Source organism: Neisseria sp. HMSC70E02 (assembly GCF_001838645.1).
Lineage (GTDB): Bacteria > Pseudomonadota > Gammaproteobacteria > Burkholderiales > Neisseriaceae > Neisseria > Neisseria macacae.
In genome coordinates this window covers 69,343-93,173 of record NZ_KV838147.1, presented here as the reverse complement: position 1 = coordinate 93,173, position 23,831 = coordinate 69,343, and the positions used below count along the sequence as shown (strand labels likewise).

The window sequence follows — 23,831 nt, the reverse complement described above, 5'->3', positions numbered from 1 at the left end:
CTTTGAAGACGAAGGCGGGCTTGCGGTTGAGGCGTACGTCTTTGGCGACGGTCTTGGCACCGCCCAGGTCGGCGAAGAGCGGGAAGGGGATGGGTGTGACAGGAGGAGCAGGAGGGGGCGCCCAACAGAAATCGGGGAGGATAAAGACGACTCTAAAGTCGCTGTCTTTGCGGGCGATTTTATTGAATGCCATGGCGGCTTGCTCCTGTTGGGGATGGGGTCGTCTGAAAGGGGGATGAATGAGGACTTAGGGTTTCAGACGACCTATGTGTGGTTTATACGTGTGCTGCCAAAGATGGTGGGATTGGGATAAATTCATCCTGCGAATCCCGACAAGCTTGGGCGGCTGCGATTTGATCTGCCCGTTCGTGTCGGGCGATGAATCTGAGCTGGCATGCCGCAATTTCCAGTTCCTCCGGAAAAGATGTGCGGTAGCTGCAATCAATGCGGCGTTGTTCTACATCGACGAGGATGGTGTCCAATACCATATCTTTGCACAGTGACGAGTTGGTTGCCGTATGGGCGTGGACGAACACGGTTTCTACCGGCAAATCAACGGTAAATCGTTGGTTGGGTGCTTGGAAGGAATGCACCATGCCGGTAAAAGTCAGTTCGTAAATATGGTTGGGTTTCAGATGGGGAAGCTGCAACGAGGGATGGGCGCCGTTCCAATAAGCCATAGAAAAATCTTCAGGCAGTAGCGGGGCACGGTTGGCTATCCATTGCGCATCAGCAGTGCCGGTATGTTTGGCTCGCAGTGCGAAATAACGGGGCATAAAGCCGAAGCCTTCGGGCGCGGCCTTATCGGACGGATCTCGCACGGGGTGTGCGGGGTCGTAGATTTGATGCGCTTTCAGCGTCCGCTTGAACCCGTTTTTTTTGAGTTCGGCCTTCGGATAGTAGCCGATACCGATGGCGTTCTGCTGATAGCCTGTGTGATCGTCTTCGACTGCGCTGCCGCCAAAGGCAAACTCATAGCGGATAGGCAGCGAAAGGATGGGGTCGGGTTCGCTCAAAGACCATCCTGCCGCCTCCCGCACCCAGTAACGTTCCCCGGTAAGCGCCAGGCTTTTTTGGTAATCGCCGATTCTTACGGATACGGTGAATTGCCGAGAGGGGACATCGTCGGGTGCATAGGCGGTGGCATTGACAACCAAGTCGGTTTTGGGTTTGTAGAGGCTGAAGTCGCTTTCAAACTGAGTCGAGGTTTGCGAAGGATCGCCGTAATAGGTATCGGCAAATGTGAGCGGCGTTTGCTTACGGGCAAACGCAAGCTCCGTTTTTCCTGTTTCCGGGTCAATTTCAAACTCGTAACTGACTTTGGCGACGACTACATCATAAGCCCGATCTGTTTGGTCGATGTTTTTAAACTGCTGCGTATGAAAGCAGGTAAAGTTCTGCAACTCAAACATGGCGTATCTTCTCTAGTTGATATCGACTTTTTTGCCGTCGATGTCCACTACTTTGGTGCCGACGATCTTGATCGTTTTGCTGACGATGCTGATTTTGTTTTTATCAATCAAAATCATGGAACTACCGACTTGTATGGTAATTTTCTTGCCTGCGGACAGGGTGATGTTTCGACCGGCATTGAGGCCGATGTTCATACCGGCGTTGAGCCCCATCACTAAGCCGACGCTATGCATTTCTGCACCGACGACATTGGTCATCCAGCCTGCACCGACGTTCAGCATATAGCCGGCACCGATGTTGGTCATCTGACCGATGCCGACATTGTTCATACCGTTCAGGCTGACGGTTTCCTGTTTGTTGCCGCCGATACTGCTGACTTCGTTGGCAACAACAGTCTTGTTGCGGTTGGCACCGACGGTCAGCGCTTGGTTTTTGCCGACAGCAACGTTCTGGTCTTGTCCGACAGTCAGCGCTTGGCTCTGACCTATGCCTACTTTTTCGTTCAAGCCAACAGAACGGCTGCGGTTTTTACCCACATTGACGCTTTGGTCTTTACCTACGCTGGTACTTTGGTTGTCACCCACACTAATGCTTTGGTTTTGGGTAATGCTGGAGGTCTCGTTTTGACCCACCGATTTTGTGCGGTTTTGGGTAATCGAAGCCGTTTCGTTTTTTTGGACGGTTTTCGCCCGATCGCCTACTACCGTAACCGTTTCGTTGTTACCGATTGTGGTGGTGCGGTCGTTGTTGACGTTACGGGTTTCGTTATTTTTAACCAGGGAGGTCAGGTCTTTTTGCGCTTGGAAATTGACCATCTCGGAACCGGCAGTATCGTTGAACATCAATTCGTTGAAGTTGGACAATGGCGAATTGAAACTCTTGCTTTTGATACCGGACTGCTTGGCCGCGGCAGGAAAGCCCCATGGCGGCGACATTGCGCTGTTGTACAGACGACCCAATACAATCGGCCGGTCGGCATCGCCGTTGATGAAGTCAACCAGCACTTCTTCACCGATACGCGGTGTGTTGATAGAGCCGTATCCCGCTCCGGCAGAACCTTGCGTTACCCGAACCCAGTTGGAGCTGTTTTCATCCATTTTTCCGTAGCGGTCCCAATGGAATTGGACTTTAATATCGCCATACTCGTTGGTATAAACCTCTTCTCCGGCGGGACCTGTTACCGTAGCAGCCTGTGTACCCAATACTTTGGGTTTCGGCGTTTTGAGGGGAGGGCGGTATGGGTAGGATTTGGGCAATACGCGGAACGAAATTCTGAATTTGCCGATACGGTCGCCGGTAGTATAGCCGGCTTCTTCAAAATCATAATCTGCTTTCAGAATGGTGTATTCGGTATTGGATGAGGAATGCGGGTGTTTGCTCAGGGTAAACGTATAACCCGGAGCTACCGTCAAGGCAGTACCCGAACCGGTAATGATCTTGGTTTGGCTTTTCAGATCTTCACTGCGCACCTGACTGTAATTTTGTGCTTCGGATACATCGCTAAAGCCGGTATAAAAATCATAATGTTCCATAGGAACAGAACTGAAATCGTGAACCGAATCAGAAGATTTCATTGGGACTTTGGCGTTTTTATAGTTGTATTCTTGAGTCACGAACTGACTGGATTTCAAGGCATCCCGTTCTTCCCATACATCGATATAGGCGATGTTGGGTGCACCGGGCGCAGTATTTTTGGAATGGTAAGGAATGTTGGGAGAAGGAATGGCTTCTAGAGTACCGACATCATCAGCGATAACGAGCTCGTGCGAACCGTTGCTGTGGGTAAAATAATAGTAGATGCCTTCCTGTTCAAACAGGCGGTTTAGGAAATTAAAACTGTTTTCCTGATATTGGACACAAAATCCTCTGGTACGATAGCCTTTTTGGCATTTTACCTGGAAGGGGAAGCCGAACGGCGACAAGACTTCATTGGCAATATCCAGAACGGACTTGTCGACAAATACCCTGCTGTCCGTATTTTGGGTGAGATACCACATAAACGGACGGGCTGTACAGGTGTAGGCATGATAGTCTTCTTCGTCTTCATCTTCGCCGATATAGCCGAAGTCGGTAACCAAACCGTTCAGATAGCGCGGGCTGCCTGCTTCTGTATCAATTTCCAATGTTATAGGCTGACCGATAATATCCTTGCCTTGTAAATTGGAATCTTTGGAAACCAAAGTAATATTAAATTCAAAAAGGTTTGAAACAAATTCTGTTCCAAGCATTTTTTTGAATAAAAGTTGTGATCCCAAAGGTGTATGAGCAACGACTGTTCTATTCATTTCGGGAAATTCCTTGTTGACATTAAAAACCAATTTCGCTTGAGTGTCGGTTTTTCTATTTTCAATCATGCATAGGGTTGCGGCAGAAGCATGTTGGAATGAGCGGTTTCAGACGACCTGCTTACATTCTCATTATGACCATCAAACGCACTGAAAATTCCTTAATTTGTTTAAATTAAAGGGATTGAAGGCTGTGGAAGTCGTAAATTCAAGTACAACGTTTTTGCCTTGGATGTTGTATTCGACAACGGTAGTGTTTCCTGTCTGGCGAATGATTTTCCCTTTTTCAATCAGGCGGAATATTGACCACGGTCCGGTTGAACTGATACCCGCACTATTGATTTGAGGGGAGGAAATATCTATTTTTGCCAAGGCGTTTTCTTCTTTTGAAGGCCAAGTAAAGGTTGCAGGATTGACTGGACCGTGACTGTATACATAGCTTTTCCCTGCATAAGAAACATTCACGCTTTCCAAGCTGGAGTCAAGAATCAAGACTTTGACTGTAAAGTCAAAAGTGGGTGTCTCCGAGCCTTTGTCAAAATATCCTTGCCGGATTGCCGCTATGTCGTTCAGCCTGGAGAAACGGTCTTTAAATGCGCTGTTTTTAGCAGTCAAGGTTTCCAGTTTTTCTGAACGTGCCAATACGGCGGCTTCACCTGATAAATTGGTAAACTTGCTGTACATGCCGTTTGGACCAAATATGTTGGTGAAGCTTTCTAAGGCAACATTGTTTTCAGAACCTCTGTCAAAAGGGTAACCCTGTTCGTGTATTTCTTGGCAACTGTTTGTTACGGTTGCCAACTGTTTTTCCAAGGTTGACATGAGCTTTTCATCAACAATTTTGTCGGTGTTTTTCAAAATAATCTCAGAAAAGCTGTCCAACATCGGACGGAAGGGCATAGGAAGACGGTTTACTTCAGCTTTGTATTTCACAAACGGATCATCAGGAGGCAAATCTACCCCTTTTTCGACTGCGACATTAACGGCAACCAGATAAACGTACAAATCATTAATGGCTTCAGTAACACTGTTAATTGCCGGAGGTTGATCATTTGTGGTTTCAGTTAAACTATGGAAATCCGCAAAAGCATCATCAACGGGAGTGGCCAGTTTTAAAGCAGACAATTCATTTTTTACATTAGCCTCTCCTTCAGCATCTAGGAGCTTTGATAGTCCTGCTCTATTTAACCAGTCGGCAATTTTACTGTCTGCTTTATCCGTTATCTTTTTATCAATGGTAAGCGTCGTATTGTCGCTGATACCTTTGATGATATTGACTAAAGGAGAATTTTTCTCTGATAGAAGCTTGGCAATCTGAATACTTTCTCGAGATGACTTGGGCGTAACCAATGACAAATCAGACAAATAGTTATTCCATGCCTTGATGTAATTGCCGAAATAAAGCCTTTGAGCATCTGAAAGAACAGAAGCTTTGCTTTGGCTTTGTGATGCATAACTACCCAATACCCAGTTGTCTTCATTAAAAAACTGTTCTGCCGACTTGACCATAGTAGGTAAGACTTTGGTAATGTAAGCCTCTTTGGTATAAATGAAGTTAATCGGTTCTTTTAAAGCTCCGCCGGTTTTGCGACGAAACAATAAGTGGCTTTGTACGCCGCCCATGCTTGAAAAAGAAACAGGTGTGATTCCTTCTTTGCCTGAGAGGGCGACTGTGTTGATGGTATCTTCCAGTACCATAGTGGCAATATCTCTTTGTGCAATTTCCTGCCTGCGGCGTTCTACCAATTCTTCATCATAGGGTACGCTGGGAGTAATGCTTTGTTTGGAAAGTATTTGGTTTAAAGCTTTCTCAAGAGATTTTTTCTGTTGCTCACTCATGCCTGAAGATTCTGCTTTAGACAAATTAGTCATCAGCCAGTTTTGCATAAAAGCGGCATCAAAATGCTCTTTGTCGTACATCATCAGATAAGCTTTTAAAGCATTGTAACCATTGATGCCGTCTGAGCCGCTGGTTGTACGCAGAAGTTCATCTAATTTGAAACTGATTAACGGCATCACATTGTCTTGAAGGATTCTTCGGTAGGCAGATTCACCAACGTCTTCCATTTGCCCGCCTTGATAAAGACCCATACGATAGCTGAGGGGAGGGGAAGACAGATCGGGAATCTCTCTACTGCTGGTTGTATCTTTGACATGTTCTGCAAATGTTACTGCTTTAAGCAGGTCGGGAGCTTCAGTGTATTTCTTCGCCTCTTGACCCAGTTTGGTTGCTTTATCGCCAACCTGCTCAAGATATGAGCGATTATTCGAATAACTGTTCAGCATCATGGCTAAGCAGGCAGCGACTATGGTGACAATAGCTCCAATGCCTAACCAATAGAGCATTTGTTTTTTGACAAACCAAGATTTATTTTCTCCCGCCAGGTTTGCTTCACTAAGGATGACATCAGAGAACAGTCTGTGCAGGAAAAAGCTTCGCTCGTTATTTTGAGTTTTGGTTCGATCCGAATCCAAGTATTTTTTCGATAATTGGAAATCGTTTTGCAAGCCATCCAAGATAGGATTGAAATGTTGTCCCGTTTGGGTACCGCTTGAGAAATAAACACCTCTCCACGAGATAGGTTGCTCAAATTTTGAAGATTTAGATAATTCTTTAAATAGAGAAAGTACCGCCTGATTAAGACGTTCAAATTCTTCAGGGAAAGCAAAAGCCGCTGCTTTATCTTCAGAAGATTCCAATTGATGGATGGTGCCCAACATAGAAGAGCGCAGTTTATCAACAACTTCCGATAAAGCATTGGAAGCAGTGGCAATTGGAGTTTCCATCCCTTCTGTATCAGAAAGAGAAATACCCAAATATTGGTTTCTTTGTTCTTCCGTCAGATGATTGAAGAATTTGTCAAAACCATGCAGCAAATCCAGTTTGGTTATCATAAGGTAAACAGGGAAATGTATACCTAATTTGGTATGCATTTCGTGGATTCTTTTGCGAAGTTCTGCAGAAATTTCGGTAATATTGGTTTTACCGCCTAAAAGGTCGTCCACGCCTACGGTAACTACTACACCGTTGATAGGTTGTTTGGGGCGGTAGCGCTTCAGCAGGGATACAAATTCTTCCCAGTCGCTGGAGTCCTTATTGCTGTGGTTGTCATGTAAAGACAATCTGCCTGCAGTATCGAGAAGTACGATTTCATCGGATAAAAACCAATCGCAATCGCGCGTCCCTGCCAAGCCGCTTACAGATGTTCCTAAAGTGCTTTCTAGAGGGAAGTTGAGACCAGAGCGTTTTAATGCTGTTGTTTTACCAGAACCGGCAGCACCTAAAACAACGTACCACGGCATTTGATAAAGATATTGCCCCTCTTCCAATCTTGCCAATAAACTATTTTTAGATCTGGAAAATTTTGCGTTTTTCAGTACTTTATCCATTTCGGCAAACTGACGGCTCATTGAGCTGACATCGCTTGCATTTTTTAAAATGGGTTCTTGTGCTGCACGAATTTCCTTCAGTAAGGCAGCGTTTCGACGTGATTCACGATATTGGCGAAATATGGCTTTAGCCAACCAAATGCCGATAATGGCTGCACACACGGCAAGGCGAATAGTCTTGTTTGCTAAAGGACGGATTTCACCTATGGAAATCAGTGGGCCGATAAACCATACCAATATAATCAGACCGGCGATACCCAGCATTACCCATAAAGAACGGGAGCCTAGAAAATAAAGAATTTTTTTCATATTTGTTTTTCCGTATCAATCCAATTTCAGATTATTGATGTGTACTTACATCACTGCTTGGCTGAGTAGTGGAAGTATTGGTTTTTACTTCTACTTCACTACCCAGTTTGGGGCCGGTTCCAGTTGTGAATAGGGTAATTTCAACCCTTCGGTTTTTGGCTCTATTTTCCAAAGTATCATTTGGAGCAACAGGATCGGTCGAACCACGTCCCTCTGAACGAATACGAGCTCCGCCATTTTTGATGTAATTCAATAAAATTTCTTTTACTGCGTCTGCACGAGCTTGAGAGAGATGCCAGTTAGATGGGAAGTTCAAGCTCTGAATGGGTTGATTGTCAGTATATCCGGTCACTACGATTTGCCCTTCTACGCTATCCAAAGCTTGGCTGACTCTTGCCAAAACAGGGTAATATTGGTCTTGAATTTGTGCAGAACCAGACTCAAAGAGACCGTCACCCAAAATAGTGACTGTACTTCTATCTTGAAAGTCTTCTACAGAGACTAGCTTTCTAGCAATTTCATTTTCCAATAAAGGACGTAGTCGGACAGTATTTTGTGTTTCTTTCTGTTTAGCCGTAACAGAAGGGAGTTTGAGATTGTTAACTTTTGTGCTGGCGACATCAAAGTCATCGCCTAAAGACCATTGCATTGCAAAATAGCCCACCCCCAAGACGACTGCCCCTAAAACACCTACAACCCATAAAGGAATAGAGAGCCTTTGTTTTCGTTGGATAGTATTTGTGATTATTGGATTGTGTTTGAAAAGATCGGCAGTTTGATCCGGTCGTTTACTATGAATTAAGGCGAGCAAATCTCTTTTGATTTTGTCGATTTCGAGTTCGCCGCTATTTAACACTTGATATTTGCCTTTGTAGCCAAACTGCAAACACAAGTACATAAACTCTAATAAATCAATATTCTTATCCGGATCCTGTTTCAAATTTTGAATAATCTCAAAAAAACGTTCCCCGCCCCATGTTTCGTCATAAAAAGATACCAACAGACTGTTTTTTGACCAGGTTTCATCTGCCCAGCCTGCACGAACAGCCAATTCATCTACGAATGTACATAGACAGTATTTTGCAGCTTGGATAGCGTCGTATCTTGCTCCATTTTTTTCAGCATTTTCTTCAAAATTATTGATTAAGAGAGAAAATTTGTTGATCAAACTGTCCGTAGACAATTGACTGGTAGTCTGCTGCATCGCATTGACTAAGATAAAAACCGGTTTGGCCGCCTCAATCAATGGGTTATAAATATTTGTGGTGCTGTGAGCAGCATTATTCTGGTTATCCATAATGAAATTCCAAATTGAACCAAATTAACTTAAAGACTTGATTGCCCAAAATTCAACATCTAAATTCGGAAAATTACCGGCTAAATGGAAGGCCATGCCTGATGAAGTATCAAACATGTCCCACAGCTCGTGCTTTTTGTCCAATTCAAAATAGACATAACCGCTGTGGTATGGCAATTCTCGGGGTGCTACAGACAAAGCATGAACCCTGATTCCAGGTAGGTGGTAAGCAACCAATTCTTTTACTTTCTCCACAGTACCTATTTTTACTACGCTCGGAATTTTTTGGCGCAATGCTTCGTTCGGCATATCGGCTTTGATAGCAAGGACAAATGAGGCTTTATCCAATAGGCTTTGATCTGGTGTTTGAGCAACGCGAGTGGCTTCATCACGCATATCCAGCGGAATCCTAATCGCGCGTTGTTCAAGAACGATGGATAATGATTTACGCAGATTGAAAAATAATTTGCCAAAGCATGAGGCTAGGTCATTATGTTCATAGACAGGGATATCGCCTACTTTGCGAGAAGGCAGGAAGGTCATTAAATCAGCACATAGTTTGGATAAATTAATGAATAATTGTTCAGGGTGCGTTTGTCGTGCCCCTTCATTTTCATGATGCAAATATGCCAAATAACGATTAATGGTTTGAAGCATCATGAAATCCATAACTTCAACAGAGCCGCCGGTATTAGGATCGTTCACTGCATTGGCCAGACTATTGCTTTTTTGCATCAATAAACCATAAATTTCTGAAATATAAGCTTTCAGGTGTGGTTGTTTTTGGCTTCCGAGGCAAGGCGGGATATATGATTCATCTAAAATAATTTCAAAGTCTGCAGAGCTGGATCGGATAAGCGCAATGGGCAGGGCAGTTTGTCCACTGGTTAAGTCATTTTCTAAAACCAACATCGGATTAAGATCTGCCAGTATTACTTGGCGACCATCTAATTCAGTATTTGTAGTGTCTGCTAGAGTTTTATTAAAGGCTTTGTAGCGACATGAGTCTGAAGAATCCTGATCTGGGAAATAAATTTCATTATTTACAGAAGAAGGCAGGGTAACGGCAAGGCAGATTTTGGTGTCTTTAATATTTGCAGGGACTTTTAAACTCAAATTTTCAAGCTGTTTTTGAGAGAATAAAAATACAGAACCATCAGGAAAAACACCTTCTGCTTCATTAATACCGATTATCCCCCGTTTGAGGCCGTCTGAATTTAATACCAGCGAAGAGAATCCCCAAAAATGACCCTCTTGAGAAACGGCTAATTGGCGTAGACCGGATTCAAGGTAACGTTCAAATTGTTGGAAATGTTGAGGGGTAATAAAGATACCCTCCGACCAAACTACTTTTGCTTCTATTGCCATGCCTTTTATCCTTAATCTTTTAGTTATTATTTTTCTTCACGGAAAACGCCTTTACTAAGGTCATTGCCGTATTTACGAGTTTTTCCATTTTCTTTAATTTTTTTATCGTCAGGGTGTCGTTCTTTATATTCTTTCAACAAGTCCTTCATTTCTGACTTTGATAACTGGGTTAATTTATTTTTGCCGACATTTACATAGAAATAATGTTTGCCAAACTGATACCATTTTTTCTTCTGCTTCAATAATACCAATTGCCATTGACTGTTATCCAAATCTCGATAACTTGCGACTACACCCAGATATTTCAGGTGGGAATCCATTTTAATCGGCAATATGGTAACTGTATCAGGATGCAGCATGAATTGGTTTTGCTGGATTAACTTCTCACCTAAATTTTCTTTGGCGTTGTTGGTAAGTTCAAAATAGTTTGATTTTTTGAACTCCCCGTCAGAAGACAACTGATATAAATCCAATCTGATGGGAGAAGGTTGGCCAACTATATTAGGATTCGCATCAGGGGAAACTATGATTTGTACATCAATTTTTTCTCCGCTCTCATCAGATTCTTTAGGCGGTTTATGGTCGGAAGCACATGAGCTTACCATTAAAGATATCATTAAGAATGATATATATTTTATTAGTTGTGTATGCATCTTAATTGCCTTCAAGTTCATCAGTATTGATTACGTCTGACAACAAATACTTCAATCAGTCATGCAATATATGACTACTGGAGAAATAAATAGGTTCGTTATAATTAATTAGAAAGACTAAATTTTTTTAATATTTTCTAAAATTATAAAGTATTTTTCTTGCGAGGTTTATATTTATATTGATAAGTAAAGTCATGGTTACTTGCATCAATATTTACACTTAAAACTTGTTTGCCTTGAGTTGCACAAGTAAGCAGTTCACGACTGATTTGCGGTAAAACTGTATTGGTCAGAATCGCATCAATCATGCGGCCACCTGACTCAACTTCTGTGCAGCGCGAAGTAATCAGCTTGAGCACTTCTGGCGTGTAGTGAAGGTCGATACCGTGGTTATCTTTAATTCGGTCTACGATACGACCTAATTGCAATTCCACAATTTTTGAGAGCATATCGTCAGATAACGGATAGTAGGGAATCACCTGCATGCGGCCTAGTAGTGCGGCAGGGAAAGTTTTCAGCATGGGAGCACGTAAGGCTTTAGTTAATCCTTCCGGGGTAGGCAGCATTTCAGGGTCATCACACATATCCATAATCAAATCCGTACCTACATTAGTAGTTAGGATAATGATGGTATTTTTGAAATCGATATAACGGCCTTCACCATCTTCCATCCAGCCTTTGTCGAATACTTGGAAAAAGATTTCATGCACGTCTGGATGTGCTTTCTCCACTTCATCAAGCAAGATGACGCTATAAGGTTTGCGTCGAACGGCTTCGGTCAGTACACCGCCTTCACCATAACCGACATAGCCCGGAGGCGCGCCTTTTAGGGTGGATACGGTATGAGCTTCCTGATATTCGCTCATATTGATGGTAATTACGTTTTGTTCACCGCCGTACAATGTATCGGCTAGAGCCAATGCTGTTTCGGTTTTACCCACGCCTGAAGGGCCTGCCAACATGAAAACACCGATAGGTTTGTTGGGGTTATCCAGATTCGCGCGTGATGTTTGGATACGACGGGCGATTGCATCCAAGCCGTGACGTTGGCCAATGATGCGTTTGTTTAAAGTATCGGCAAGTTGCAAGACCGCTTCAACTTCGTCTTTCATCATTTTACCGACGGGAATACCTGTCCAGTCAGCTACAACGTCAGCAACGGTACGGCTATCCACTAAAGGCATAACCAGCGGTTGGATACCTTGCAGTTTTTTCAGTTTGTTAACCAACTCTTTTTGGCGGGTATGCAGCTGCTTGGTTTCTTTCTCAGCCGTTCCTTCTTCCGCTTGCATGATTTGTTCACGTACTTCTAACAGCTCAGTAACCAAGTCTGCTTCAGATTTCCATCTGTCTTCTAATTTTTTCAGACGACCTTCGACTTCAGTTAATTCTTTGCCAATATTGGTTATCCGTGTTTCAGAATCGAAACTGAGTTTTTTCTCACGTTCCAAATTTGCTTGTTCAAGTTTTAATGCCTCGGATTTCTTCCGCAAAAATTCAATACTGCTGGGAACAGCATGCTGGCTGACAGCAACACGTGCGCAAGCGGTATCAATCAAACCGACAGCTTTATCAGGAAGTTGGCGTGCAGGTATGTAGCGGTGGGAAAGTTTTACGGCTGCCTGAATTGCTTCATCAAGAATAATCACGTTATGGTGTTTTTCCAAAGAAGCGTTTAATGCTCTAAGCATGTTGATGGCTTTGTTTTCATCGGGCTCATCCACTTGCACCACTTGGAAACGGCGGGTCAGGGCAGGGTCTTTCTCAAAGTATTTTTTGTACTCTGCCCATGTTGTCGCGCCAATGGTACGGAGTTTGCCTCGGGCGAGCGCAGGTTTGAGCAGGTTGGCTGCATCGCCCGTACCGGCTGCCCCACCTGCACCAATCAAGGTATGGATTTCGTCGATAAAGAGCACAATGGGGGTCGGGCTGGATTCCACTTCGTCCATAACCGCTCTGAGTCGTGATTCAAATTCTCCACTGACGCTAGCACCGGCTTTAAGCAAACCGATATCCAGCAAAATTAATTGAACGTCTTTCAATCCGGGCGGAACATCTCCGGCTGCCAAACGCAATGCCAATGCTTCGACGACGGCTGTCTTACCGACACCGGCCTCACCTGTGAGAATCGGATTGTTTTGACGGCGGCGCATCAGGATGTCAATCATTTGTCTGATTTCGGCATCGCGACCGGTAAGAGGATCTATTTCGCCATTTTTGGCTTTTTCAGTGAGATTGCTGCCGTATTTGGCCAAGGCACTTTCTTTGTGGGTAGCGTTAGGCTCAGAAGATAAGGCATTTTGGGTAACTTCAAGATTTTCTTCAGAGTTTGCAGTAATAGCGATGATATTGTTCGCCAATGTTTCAGGTTTGATTTTTAGGAACTCGGATGAAATATTGGCCAAAATGCTCTGCAACGTCTTATTTTCAAGCATGGTGTAGAAAATATGAGCAGTACGGATTTTGTCGGTACCGAATTTGAGCGAGCTGTATGTCCAAGTTTGTTCGACAAGGGTTTGGATATGTTCGGAAAAATCGATAACGGCAGTAGAACCGGCAGGAAGTTTTTCAACCGCTGTCAATACATCTTTACGGACTCTGGATTCGTCTAAATTAAAACTGTTGATCAGGCAGAAGATATCGGTTTTTTCGGTTTGCAGCAGAGAATGAAGCCAGTGAACCAACTCAACGTAGCTGTTTTCACGAAGACGGCAGAAGGTGTAGGCATTTTCCAGAGTTTTATACAAGGTGGTATTCAACTTGCCAAATAATACGCTGCGGCTGATGTTTGACATGATGTGTCCTTAATTAAGTTATTCCAAGTATGTCTAAAAATAGTTTGAAAGAAGCTTTTCTCAACAAAGGGGTCGTCTGAAAAAGCTGTTTAATGGTTGCTGACGATCAAGTCTTCGGCATCACGGGAAACATTCCCCAGCCAAGTTGTTAAGCCGAGTTGTGTTTGTCCGCCTAAGTCCATGAGCGGTACTTCTTTTTGCATTAAAACAGGCTGTATATCCCATTCATATTCATCTGCGGCAAACAACCTTACCCACTCCCGTAGGCGGGCGGTATTGATACCGTCTTTGAAGAATGATCGGTAAGCGGGTAGGGTAAGCGGACCGATAATAATGCGGAATTTGCTTTGAACATCGTAAAGCTTGTCGCCCAGCAGCAGGCCATCTCCCAGCGTATAGTTACCCATGATGCCGATTTGTGTTTTTTCTTCCGCAACCTCAACCCAATACCCAACATTGGTTTGAATGGTAACGGGGACTTTGAAATAACGGTTGAGTAATTGCTGAAGATTGGCTGCCGAACGGCTTTGCTTCATCAGCAGGCCGGCAAAATAACGCTTGGCAAATTCGTGGATTAAGCCTTTGTTATGTATGGCCGGTGTATCCAGCCCATTAAAGCTGGCGATATATTTCCCAAAACGGTCTTCAGCATTTTTATCTAAAGAAATAATGCTCTGAGCGTTGGCCCATGCCCGATAGAATAAGACAGCCAGACGGTGTTGCAACATATTGGCAAAACCGGTCCATGTCCGGTCGCCGTGTTGGTGTTGACGCTCATAGGCATATTCGGTCAAATGCAGGGGCAGGGGGCCGGATGGGCCAAACAAACCGAATCCATTGATGGAAATTTCCACATAACGCGGCGATAAGGCAACTGATTGGATGTTGCGGGGAGCAAAAATAAGCGATGGCTCTTGGCGAATCCTTATTTTTTCCATTTTCGGGTTGACGGCTTTGCCCAATAATTTCCCGCCGGTAACAAATTTGACGGACTCAAGCTGGCGCAAGAGTGAAAAATAATCGTATTTATAGGGCTGAGAGGCAACTTTGTTTAAAAAGCCCGTCAGTTTTTCATCCCATGTATCGTCCAATGCGTCGCCAAAATCTGTTTGAGCGTTAACCGGACTCATACGATTACCCTCTCTCCAACAGCCGTCGGCCAAGTAGCCATATGTCCTTGTTGGAGCGTGTCAATTTGAAGCTGTATGAATGAGTTAATCGACACCAAACGCTGGAAGTAATGGTTCAAAACCGAGCCGAACAGGAAGGGATGGATACCGCCCAATTGCGCTTCATCCAGCGTAACCGTGATTTTGATGCCTCGAACAGGTGCTGCAACTCCGTAATGACGGACTACCTTGTTCACAATGGAGGTCTCAATGCGTGTGATCGATTCAATCTGTTTTTTCAGCAAATCATTTTCAGAAGAAACAAACACCATTAAAAGCTCTTTTAAGGTGACGGGTGCATCTTCCTGATCGATGTTTAATAATGACAGATAGTTTAAGCTTAATTGGTTTAAAAACGACCAAAGCGTTCGATCCTCACTCACAGCCGCTTGAGGACGTGTTAACTTAGAAATCAGCTTAATAGAGTTAACCGGCAGGAAACCTTCAATCAGGAAATCGGACTCTCCGTCACGCGGCATCATCAGCGGTAAATCCCTACTGGTACACCAGGCATCTACGGAAAGATGCTGTATGCCGGAATTGAAAGCGTAATCCCGATTGTCGGCAAGAGACAAAAACACTTCGCTGCCCAAGTAGGAAGAACGGAAGCCGTTTTTGACAGAATTTTCCGATGGGACTCTGTCTGCACGCCGTGCTGAAAAATAAGCATGCTGAGTTTGGGCTTCGGGGAAGAGCCCCATATCCGGCGCTTTATACATCGGTGAAAATGCAACAGTTTGACGGTTGTTGGTGTCAAAACCTTTTACTTGTTCGATGGCGTAGATTTCATAATTTAAAGGTTGTGTACGGTCGATGATGACGTGGTGTTCCTGGTCTTGGATGTTTACAGGGAAGCGGGAGCTTTTTTTTCTGAAAAGGTTTACCACAGGCACCGCATTGACGGAAAAATCCTCTACACCGATCAATTCTGTCAATTCAGGTATTTTGTTGCTGAATAAAAATGAAAGACTGAAATAACGTTTGCGGTAGGTAATGATTTTTTTATTGACACCCTTATCGTTTACGATTTCTTCCAAATGTTCGGGTACTTTGGGCAAATGTCCGTCATTCTCAGCCTGACGGACAGCCTGTTTGATATCTTTTTGAGCGACAAACAGGAATTTTTCCGGCAGGCGCGCGTATTCCTGCATAATCCGGAATGCGCTGACGGATTTGTCCAAATTAAACGATAAGGCTTCATCTTCCCGAAATCCCCGATGTTCCGGTTTGGAGGACAACGGGTAATACCATTGTTTGGGGTTCTCATAACTGTGGCAAACGACGCCCACGCATTCGGAGGCCAGTAAAAACAGCAGTGCAGATGACTTAGAAAGTTCCGTACCTAAAAACACAGACAATTCATCCGGCAACATTTCCGAACATGCGCCAGGTACGCTGAGTGAGAAGTCCAAACGCAAGGCAGATTGCACTTTTTTCCCGGCAGATGCCTTGAGCGCGGAAAGCGTACTTGGTAAATAGCCGAGCGAATCGGTATATTTGGCTTTTTCTATGCGTAAAGGTAGGATTTCAGTGGTTTTGGTTACGGAAAACGGGCAACTTACCTTGAATTCGTCGATGGGTAATGAGCGCAATACTCTGCCACGTTCCAGTAGATTGATCACGTCGGCGTTGTATTGACCGGTAGGTTCCAAATTGACAATAGCTGCTGCCGGTTTCTGATTGATGAAGTCGGGGTAAACGACTTCCAAGATTCTTTGTACGAAACGGGGATATTCCGCATCCAGCTTGAGTTGGGTGCGGGCAGTGAGAAAGCTTACACCTTCCAATAGCCTTTCGACATAAGGGTCGGGGATGTCGGTTGTATCCAGTGCCAATCGGGAGGCGATTTTGGGATATTGCTGTGCAAATTCCCTGCCCATTTCCTTCAGGAAGGTCAGTTCTTTATTGTAGTAAGACAATAATTTGTTATTCAAGACCTATTTCCCCCATCTAACAAGTCAAACAACCCGGTCTCAACATCCATACTGGTTCGTAGCAGGAACTCTTTGGGATAAGGATTGAGTTTCAGGTAACCTTTGACTTCAATAATAAGTTTGTTGTGTAAAGCATCGTCATCATCTTCTACGGTATTCACGATAACTTGCAGGGTTTTGCTTTCAAGGCGTGGTTCGAAATCGATGATGGCTTGTTTGATGTTTTGTTCTACATCCTGCCATTCTATGTCGGAGAAATTAACTCCCGACAGGGGTGGAATGCCGTAATTGAGTGTGGACGAGCGCACGTTAACAGGCAGATCTTTCTCCATGGTTTCCGCTTGCATGTTGCAGGTATTCAGCAGGTAAAGAATATCGCGCAGCACTGCCTGCCGATATTGGTCGAGATTGATGACCTGATCGGGGCGTGCCTCTTTTTTTTTGCGCGGCTCTTCATCTGTCAGTCTGTCAAACAAAGAAGGCAGCAGTTGGTTTCTGAATTGCGACATGATGGATTGCGATAGTCAGAGGATGGATAAGGTTTAACGCTGTTGTCCGAATTTAATATTGCGAATATCCAAGAGACCAAAATCATGGCTGTCGGTATACAAGGTTTTTTGACCCATGCCTGTAAAGAGCTGTTCGGCTACTTCTATCCAGTCTGTTTGCGAACAGTTCATCAACATATCCGACCATTCGGTTTCTGCATCCGGTAAAACGGCATAGCGGGCAGGACTGGTACATTGGATACATTCGCCGTCGGTAAATTTGATTTCAGACGACCTCCAGATGATGTCGAGCAATGAGCTGGGTGCTTTGAAAGCTATACTTTCAATAGAGTCCCAAGTTTGCCAATAGTAGTGGCCTTGATAGAAGAATTCATAAACAAAAGCAGTACGTACGTCGCCATCCATAATCCAGTTGCTGTCGGTTTCGGCAACCGATTTATCTGCCAGAAGATAAGTGATGTGCGCTGGTGTACCGTCGATACAGTCGGATAAGGCTTCGTAGTCGGCAGTGAGGGCAGAGCTTTTTTTCTCTGCAACATGAGCAACTAAAGAGAGTTGTTTTTGAAGAATATCGAGTTTGCTTGCGTGCTGTTCCAGAGTTTTGGGTTTTTGCTGTGTTTCCAAGACTGCTTGACGACGCATTTCGGCAGAAATGTTTTCAATAAGGTAGAGCATCAGAGGCTTTTGAGTATCGGGAAACAGTTTTTGGTATTGCCCGATTTGCTTTAAAGCCTGTTCCCATTTGGCACTCAGACAGAGGTATTGAATCAATGCCAAACGGTGTTCCTGATTATCAGGATTTGAACGTACAAGCTCAATCATGTCCGTTAATTTAGTCTTCAAATCCATCCCAGCAACTCCTTATTTATTTGTATAAAGTGTGTAATAGTTGAAACCCGATTAACTTTTCAGGAAGACAGAGGTCGTCTGAAAAGTAAATTTATTGTAATAAAGCCTGACTTAAAATGCCTTTTAAGCCAGGCTTCTGCAGTTAAATGCGCATAGTGGTTATGCGGATTTGTTTTCTTTGATGTTGAAGGCCATTTGAACTTCAGCGCCTTTAGAACCTTTATCGGTTTGTTCCCAATATTGGTTTTTCACTTTGGCAGCTTGGAATGAATAACGCATTTTCAGTGCATCGTTGTCTTGTACACCGATGAATTTCACGCCGGTTACCAAGACATCTTCCAAAGTAGTGCGCGAATATTCGATCTGTTCGCCACCGGCTTTGCATACAGAAATTTCTACTTTGCTCAAGTGTTGACCGGTAGCACAGTTTTTCAGAATGGTCGGAGCGGCTTTGTCAATAGCGGCAACTACGGTCAAGTCATTGAAATTGACTTTACCGGCACCACCGCCACCACCGCTGGTCATCGAACCGGGTTGCTCGGCACCCCAGTCAAAACTTTCGATGTTGGTCCAGTCTTTGTGGTTGGAATCTTTTGATTCGCCGTTAACACCTTCAACTTTCATGAACATATCAATAGCCATGTTTTTACTCTCCTTGTTAAAAGGTTAAAAAATTAAGGGATTTAACAACAGGGCATGAGCATGCCCACCTAAATAAACCAAACCCGACTATTCCTGTTTAGCCGAAGGCAGTTTGGAAACCAAGCGCAATGAAACGGTAAGGCCTTCGAGTTGGTAGTGCGGACGCAGGAAGAATTTGGAAGTGTAATATCCGGGATTGTCTTCAACTTCTTCCACAACCACTTCAGCAGCGGCCAACGGTTTACGGGCTTTTGTTTCTTGAGTGGAGTTAATCGGGTCTCCATCTACATAATTCATAATCCATTCGTTTAACCAGCGTTCCATGTCTTCACGCTCGCGGAACGAACCGACTTTGTCGCGTACGATACATTTCAGATAGTGCGCGAAACGACAGCACGCAAACAGGTAAGGCAGACGCGCAGACAAACGGGCGTTAGCGGTAGCATCAGGATCATAATATTCAGACGGTTTATGTAGCGATTGAGCACCAATAAACGCGGCCAAGTCGGTATTTTTACGGTGAATCAACGGCATGAATCCCAATGCTGCCAATTCGGCCTCGCGGCGGTCGCTGATGGCGATTTCGGTTGGGCATTTCATATCCACGCCTCCGTCATCCGTCGGGAATGTGTGGCAGGGAAGGTTTTCAACGATACCGCCGGATTCCACGCCGCGGATTGAGGTACACCAACCATAATATTTGAATGAACGGTTAATATTTACCGCCATTGCATAAGCCGCATTGGCCCATGTGTATTTGTTGTGATCCGCGCCTTCAGTTTCTTCTTCGAAGTCAAACTCATCGACAGGGTTCGTTGTGGCACCGTAAGGCAGACGGGATAAGAAACGTGGCAGGGCCAAACCGATATAACGCGAATCTTCGGAATCACGCAGACTGCGCCATGGGGCATATTCGGCATTTTGGAAAATTTTGCTCAAATCACGAGGATTGGCCAACTCTTGCCAAGATTCCATCTGCATCAGTTTGGGGGATGCGCCGGCGATGAACGGACAGTGTGCGGCGGCGGCAATTTTTTCAAGACTATTGAGCATTTCCACATCGGGTGCAGAGTGATCAAAATAGTAGTCGCCAATCAAACAGCCGAAAGGCTCGCCACCAAACTGGCCGTATTCTTCTTCATAAATGCGTTTGAATAGGGGGCTTTGGTCCCAAGCGGTGCCTTTGAAGCGTTTTAAATTGCGGGCAACTTCTTTTTTGGAGATGGGCAATACTTTGATTTTCAACAAAGTATCGGTTTCGGTATTGGTAACCAAATGATGCAGGCCGCGCCATTCGCCTTCCAGCTTTTGGAAATCTTCATGATGCAGAATCAAATTGATCTGTTCGGAAAGTTTTCTGTCGATCTCTGCAATAATCGCTTCGATGGTTTGATAAGTGTCGTCTGAAATAGTAATGGCGTTTTGCAAAGCTTGCTGTGCCAGTGTCGCTACGGCATTATTGACAGCACTTTTGGCTTCTTCAGTTTTGGGTTTGAATTCTTTTTGCAGCAGCTGTTCAAATTCATTTGCGGCAAACACACTTTTCGCGCCGCTGTCCCCTTGGATGTCTAATTGCTTTTCAGTCATGATTCACGCTCACTTTATTGATTTCATCTGAAATTACTGCTCGTCTTTGGTTGTTGCTTTAGGTGCGGCTGCAAGGCTTTTCAGCAGCTCGCTGTCTCCCAAGACTTTTCCGATTAATTCTTCAGCACCGCTCTTACCATCCATATATGAAAGCAGGTTGGCAAGCTCTGTACGCGCTTGTAGGAGTTCGTTTAAAGGACCTACTTTTTTGGCTATTGCTGCCGGAGAGAAATCATCCATGCTTTCCAATTCAAGCTCTACATTCAAGTTGCCTTCCCCGGTAAGCGTATTTTTGACATTAAATGCGACACGCGGTTTGAGGGCTTTCATGCGTTCATCGAAATTATCTACATCAATTTCCAAAAATTTACGTTCGGCCAATTCAGGTAGCGGCTCTACGGGTTTCCCGACCAAATCTGCCATCACCCCCATAACGAATGGAAGCTCAATTTTTTTCTCAGAACCGTAAAGTTCTACATCGTACTCAATCTGTACGCGAGGCGCCCGGTTGCGGGCAATAAATTTTTGTCCGGATGATTTGTTTCGTGACATATTCAATGACCTTTAAATGATAAAAGTTGTTTATTTAAACGAACTTTAAATATTGCGGATAGACTAGCTTATTCGTTGGAAGTTCCCGTTTCTTCGTCCTGCTTCCCGATCAAAACTTCCAGATTGGCAATGCTTTCAGGACTGATATCTTTCATGATGTCGTAGAAGTTCATATTCATTTGCCGCTGTACCCTGCGGATAAATAACGGGGCAGGGTGGCTGGGTTCCAGCGTTTCAAAGTAGATGCAGATTTTTTCCAAAGCCAAATCGACATCAGCCCGATTTTTGATATTCAGACGACGCCATGCATCCGCTTCTTGAAGGGTCGATTGCTCTTGAGCAACGGTCGAAACGGGCGTTTCAGCGGGTTGTTCTGTTTGTTCAGCCTGTTGCAGCTGCGGGGTACTTCCATCGTTGTAATTGATGGCTTTGTGGATCAGGGTGAGCGGTTTTTGAATCACTTCAAAATTGAGTGAGTGTTCGTCTTGCAGCTGGGTCGAGAAAGTGTTTTGAATATCTTTCAGATGGTCTAATGCCTGGATTAAGGCAATCAATTCCGGTTTGCCGGTATCGGCACTTACCCTGATATCGAGCATCAAACGTTCTTTGCCGCCCGGATAGCTTTGCGGGTCATTGCCTTGCAAGACGGAAACTGCTTCTTTAACGGTAATAGGCTGTTGGGTCAGTCCGTTTACTAATAATTTGGCTGAAAATACTTCTTTGGCGATGCCGTCATGCGTAGCGAATGCACTTAGCGCATTGATTCGATAAAACGGGTCGGGTTCGCCGTCTTCATCTTCGAGCTTGGGATATAGGGATCTCCAATACAAATCTACATTGGTTTTGATGGCTTCACAACCGGCGCAAAAGCCAACCAGGCCATGTTTTGCAGTGAGCGCCTGTGTGTAATAGGACAAAACATGAAGGTCTTTCGATTCAGCCAGCAATTGATTGCACAGCTTCTCTACTGTTGCCCAATCAGGCTCTTCAGCAGGGATGATGGTGTCGCCATATTGCCTTTCCGGTTTCCCTTCGGCAGCGCTTTGAAGCTCTAAAAAGCGGCTGTCGTATTCAATATTTACCCCTTCGGGGGTGTCAGCGGAAATAGGTTCTGCCCATAAGGGAAATGTATTCATCTATTTATAATCCAAATATTTTATTGAACAGAGAGCAGGTGGGCTCTCCGTCTCTTTCTATATGGTAACCGCTTTCGCAGTCCAGCCAAAAGCTGCCAATGTTATCTGATTTAGATAAGAAATTAAGGAAAGGCTCGGGTAACGGATGGTCAGACTTATAAAGTGTACCTAAACAATTTGTTATAATACATTTACCATTTATTAATGTTTGGTTAAAAAAATCTATGTTTTGAGAGAAAAAATTAATAGACTTTAACTGTTCTAGAAGAGAATAAGGTTTTTGGAACAGTACAAAAGGATATTGTCGACCTGTTTGGTCTGAGCTGAGTGCCGTTAGCCCAATATAGGTAATGCTATCAGGCAGTTTAATGCAAAACAGCCAAATCCGCGATACAGAAAGCGCTTTTCGGGTAAACGGAATGAGTTTGTCTTGGTTGTTGCAACGATCAAACCATCCGTCCCAAAAGTTTTTATCATTAGTTTGGAGATTTTCAGAAACAATAAAATCACGAGACTGATTTAGTTTTCCGAAAAAGTAGATTTCGCTTTGCTGCATAAATAACAATCACATAATGTAAAATTAACAAATGATAAAGTTACTTAAGGTATCGATTATGCTTTGGCTATGAGTTATGTCTGCCATAGCCACTGTATATATACTTTACCATAATTTTGGTTTATGTATTAATATATTTTTTTCCTTATTAAAAGAATAACTAAAGTAATATTTGTATGATAAAGAAGTATTTGTGGAACATTTTTTATTATTTTAGTGTCTTACTTTACAATTTATTTGCAGTTTGTTGTTTGTTATAATCTTCGCGTTGTGTCATGCTATTTTCAAAATATAGTGGATTAACTTTAAACCAGTACAGCGTTACCTCGCCTTAGCTCAAAGAAAACGATTCTCTAAGGTGCTGAAGCACCAAGTGAATCGGTGCCGTACTATCTGTACTGTCTGCGGCTTCGGCGCCTTGTCCTGATTTAAATTTAATCCACTATATATTCAAAAGCAATTTTGATTCAAACTTGTAAATCTGTAAGCAACTTAGGTTTTCCATTTCAATATCAATAAAATCTCGACGGAGGGAGTAAACCCATGGCCTCTTTCGGTAATACTTTCGGTATTCTCATCCCCAAACCTGAAGCACCAGCCATGGTGTCTCAAGGCTCTGCCAATCCACCTGAGCCGCTGACCAATGCAGCCGGACCAGTGGATGTGATAGAGATGGTTGCCGATGTTGCTTCCACTGCCCTTTCCATAGTTGCGCCTGATTCTGCTGCAGCCGATGCAGTTGATGCCATATCCGAACTGGTTTCCCTTGCGTCCATGATACCCGGTCAGCCGGGCCCCAAGCCGCCTTCCCGTAAAATGGTCAGTGGTTTTAGCGGCGGCATGGGCATGGGCTTCGATGGCGGGGTAGTTACCTCGGGTCATGGCCACTGTATTCCTTGTAAGGTAGCTGCTGCTATCGGTAACCCCGTAAACGCAGTGCTCGGTATCAAAGTCCTATTTGACGATACCGAGACCGACTTTGCCTTCGATTCCCCGCTTCCCCTTGTTTGGCAGCGCAGCTACTATTCCGACCAAATAGGCAACGGCTGGCTGGGACAAGGTTGGTCGCTGCCGTTCTCCATGCGTCTTGTCCGGACTGCCGACGGTTTCCTTTATATTGATGAGCAGGGCAGGGAAATTTCGTTGCCGGATATCAGCGACGAAGCGGAAGAGCCTTATTCCGCAGCCGACGAAGATGAAGACGATCTATATGAGGAAGAGGCCGCACCAAGACCTGCTTCCGCTGAGGAAGACCCCTACGGTCTGGATGACGCCTATTTTGATCCTTACGAACAAATCTTCTTTTCACAGATTTCAGACGACCTCTACCAAATAGCCTCCCCCGACGGCGGTGCACGGCTGCTGTTTGCCGAAGTCGATTCCGGCT

General features: G+C 44.3%; 17 protein-coding genes and 1 pseudogene. 1 reads left to right on the top strand and 17 read right to left on the bottom strand.

Annotated elements, in window-relative coordinates:
* From HMPREF3277_RS12860 to tagF, 17 genes and pseudogenes are all read right to left on the bottom strand, one after another.
* Positions 1-193 (bottom strand): annotated as a pseudogene (locus HMPREF3277_RS12860) (DUF4150 domain-containing protein); the annotation flags it as partial.
* Between the two features lie 82 nt (positions 194-275).
* On the bottom strand, positions 276-1,412 hold the full coding sequence (locus HMPREF3277_RS12855; protein ID WP_070871343.1) for a DUF2169 family type VI secretion system accessory protein: 1,137 nt from the start codon (positions 1,410-1,412) through the stop codon (positions 276-278).
* A gap of 12 nt (positions 1,413-1,424) precedes the next feature.
* Positions 1,425-3,767 carry a type VI secretion system Vgr family protein gene (tssI, locus tag HMPREF3277_RS12850; RefSeq protein ID WP_003780333.1) on the bottom strand — a complete coding sequence of 781 codons (2,343 nt, stop codon included), beginning with the start codon at positions 3,765-3,767 and terminating at the stop codon, positions 1,425-1,427.
* Between the two features lie 72 nt (positions 3,768-3,839).
* Entirely contained in the window at positions 3,840-7,397 is a 3,558-nt protein-coding gene (gene tssM, locus HMPREF3277_RS12845; RefSeq protein ID WP_070871342.1) for a type VI secretion system membrane subunit TssM, read from the bottom strand.
* A 31-nt stretch (positions 7,398-7,428) separates the two neighbouring features.
* The gene (tssL, locus tag HMPREF3277_RS12840) at positions 7,429-8,694 is read right to left on the bottom strand and encodes a type VI secretion system protein TssL, long form (protein ID WP_070871341.1); all 1,266 of its coding nucleotides are present in this window, start codon (positions 8,692-8,694) and stop codon (positions 7,429-7,431) included.
* 24 nt (positions 8,695-8,718) lie between these two features.
* The gene (gene tssK, locus HMPREF3277_RS12835) at positions 8,719-10,062 is read right to left on the bottom strand and encodes a type VI secretion system baseplate subunit TssK (RefSeq protein WP_070871340.1); all 1,344 of its coding nucleotides are present in this window, start codon (positions 10,060-10,062) and stop codon (positions 8,719-8,721) included.
* A gap of 26 nt (positions 10,063-10,088) precedes the next feature.
* Positions 10,089-10,715: a type VI secretion system lipoprotein TssJ gene (tssJ, locus tag HMPREF3277_RS12830; protein ID WP_039863309.1), complete on the bottom strand. Its 627-nt coding sequence runs from the start codon at positions 10,713-10,715 to the stop codon at positions 10,089-10,091.
* Between the two features lie 143 nt (positions 10,716-10,858).
* The gene (gene tssH, locus HMPREF3277_RS12825) at positions 10,859-13,510 is read right to left on the bottom strand and encodes a type VI secretion system ATPase TssH (RefSeq protein WP_003764150.1); all 2,652 of its coding nucleotides are present in this window, start codon (positions 13,508-13,510) and stop codon (positions 10,859-10,861) included.
* Between the two features lie 89 nt (positions 13,511-13,599).
* A complete protein-coding gene (tssG, locus tag HMPREF3277_RS12820) occupies positions 13,600-14,640 on the bottom strand; it encodes a type VI secretion system baseplate subunit TssG (protein ID WP_070871339.1) in 1,041 nt (346 codons plus the stop codon).
* Positions 14,637-16,613: a type VI secretion system baseplate subunit TssF gene (locus tag HMPREF3277_RS12815; RefSeq protein WP_070775059.1), complete on the bottom strand. Its 1,977-nt coding sequence runs from the start codon at positions 16,611-16,613 to the stop codon at positions 14,637-14,639. The genes tssG and HMPREF3277_RS12815 overlap by 4 nt, the downstream gene beginning before the upstream one ends.
* Positions 16,610-17,122, bottom strand: coding sequence for a type VI secretion system baseplate subunit TssE (gene tssE / locus HMPREF3277_RS12810; RefSeq protein WP_070871338.1), 513 nt, complete (start codon positions 17,120-17,122; stop codon positions 16,610-16,612). Before tssE ends, HMPREF3277_RS12815 begins: the two co-directional genes overlap by 4 nt.
* Positions 17,123-17,155: 33 nt before the next feature.
* Positions 17,156-17,971, bottom strand: coding sequence for a type VI secretion system accessory protein TagJ (locus HMPREF3277_RS12805; protein ID WP_070871337.1), 816 nt, complete (start codon positions 17,969-17,971; stop codon positions 17,156-17,158).
* A 159-nt stretch (positions 17,972-18,130) separates the two neighbouring features.
* Positions 18,131-18,613 (bottom strand): Hcp family type VI secretion system effector, encoded by a 483-nt coding sequence (locus HMPREF3277_RS12800; protein ID WP_003761730.1) that lies wholly within the window; start codon positions 18,611-18,613, stop codon positions 18,131-18,133.
* 87 nt (positions 18,614-18,700) lie between these two features.
* Complete coding sequence (gene tssC / locus HMPREF3277_RS12795) at positions 18,701-20,200, bottom strand: type VI secretion system contractile sheath large subunit (protein ID WP_003761727.1); 1,500 nt, start codon at positions 20,198-20,200, stop codon at positions 18,701-18,703.
* A gap of 33 nt (positions 20,201-20,233) precedes the next feature.
* A complete protein-coding gene (gene tssB / locus HMPREF3277_RS12790) occupies positions 20,234-20,752 on the bottom strand; it encodes a type VI secretion system contractile sheath small subunit (RefSeq protein ID WP_003761725.1) in 519 nt (172 codons plus the stop codon).
* A gap of 68 nt (positions 20,753-20,820) precedes the next feature.
* Positions 20,821-21,888 carry a type VI secretion system protein TssA gene (gene tssA, locus HMPREF3277_RS12785; RefSeq protein ID WP_070871336.1) on the bottom strand — a complete coding sequence of 356 codons (1,068 nt, stop codon included), beginning with the start codon at positions 21,886-21,888 and terminating at the stop codon, positions 20,821-20,823.
* 4 nt (positions 21,889-21,892) lie between these two features.
* Complete coding sequence (gene tagF, locus HMPREF3277_RS14225; protein WP_003764194.1) at positions 21,893-22,444, bottom strand: type VI secretion system-associated protein TagF; 552 nt, start codon at positions 22,442-22,444, stop codon at positions 21,893-21,895.
* A gap of 543 nt (positions 22,445-22,987) precedes the next feature.
* Between tagF and HMPREF3277_RS12780 the strand changes: the two genes are divergently transcribed.
* Positions 22,988-23,831 (top strand): DUF6531 domain-containing protein (locus HMPREF3277_RS12780; RefSeq protein WP_246830820.1); only part of this gene is annotated, 844 nt, incomplete at its 3' end.

Coding starts and splice junctions, on each gene's coding strand:
- HMPREF3277_RS12805 (WP_070871337.1), bottom strand. CDS start 17,971: ATGGATTTGAAGACTAAATTAACGGACATGATTGAGCTTGTACGTTCA.
- HMPREF3277_RS12800 (WP_003761730.1), bottom strand. CDS start 18,613: ATGGCTATTGATATGTTCATGAAAGTTGAAGGTGTTAACGGCGAATCA.
- tssK (WP_070871340.1), bottom strand. CDS start 10,062: ATGGCAATAGAAGCAAAAGTAGTTTGGTCGGAGGGTATCTTTATTACC.
- tagF (WP_003764194.1), bottom strand. CDS start 22,444: ATGCAGCAAAGCGAAATCTACTTTTTCGGAAAACTAAATCAGTCTCGT.
- HMPREF3277_RS12855 (WP_070871343.1), bottom strand. CDS start 1,412: ATGTTTGAGTTGCAGAACTTTACCTGCTTTCATACGCAGCAGTTTAAA.
- tssA (WP_070871336.1), bottom strand. CDS start 21,888: ATGAATACATTTCCCTTATGGGCAGAACCTATTTCCGCTGACACCCCC.
- tssI (WP_003780333.1), bottom strand. CDS start 3,767: ATGATTGAAAATAGAAAAACCGACACTCAAGCGAAATTGGTTTTTAAT.
- tssM (WP_070871342.1), bottom strand. CDS start 7,397: ATGAAAAAAATTCTTTATTTTCTAGGCTCCCGTTCTTTATGGGTAATG.
- tssG (WP_070871339.1), bottom strand. CDS start 14,640: ATGAGTCCGGTTAACGCTCAAACAGATTTTGGCGACGCATTGGACGAT.
- tssL (WP_070871341.1), bottom strand. CDS start 8,694: ATGGATAACCAGAATAATGCTGCTCACAGCACCACAAATATTTATAAC.
- tssB (WP_003761725.1), bottom strand. CDS start 20,752: ATGTCACGAAACAAATCATCCGGACAAAAATTTATTGCCCGCAACCGG.
- tssH (WP_003764150.1), bottom strand. CDS start 13,510: ATGTCAAACATCAGCCGCAGCGTATTATTTGGCAAGTTGAATACCACC.
- tssC (WP_003761727.1), bottom strand. CDS start 20,200: ATGACTGAAAAGCAATTAGACATCCAAGGGGACAGCGGCGCGAAAAGT.
- tssE (WP_070871338.1), bottom strand. CDS start 17,122: ATGTCGCAATTCAGAAACCAACTGCTGCCTTCTTTGTTTGACAGACTG.
- tssJ (WP_039863309.1), bottom strand. CDS start 10,715: ATGCATACACAACTAATAAAATATATATCATTCTTAATGATATCTTTA.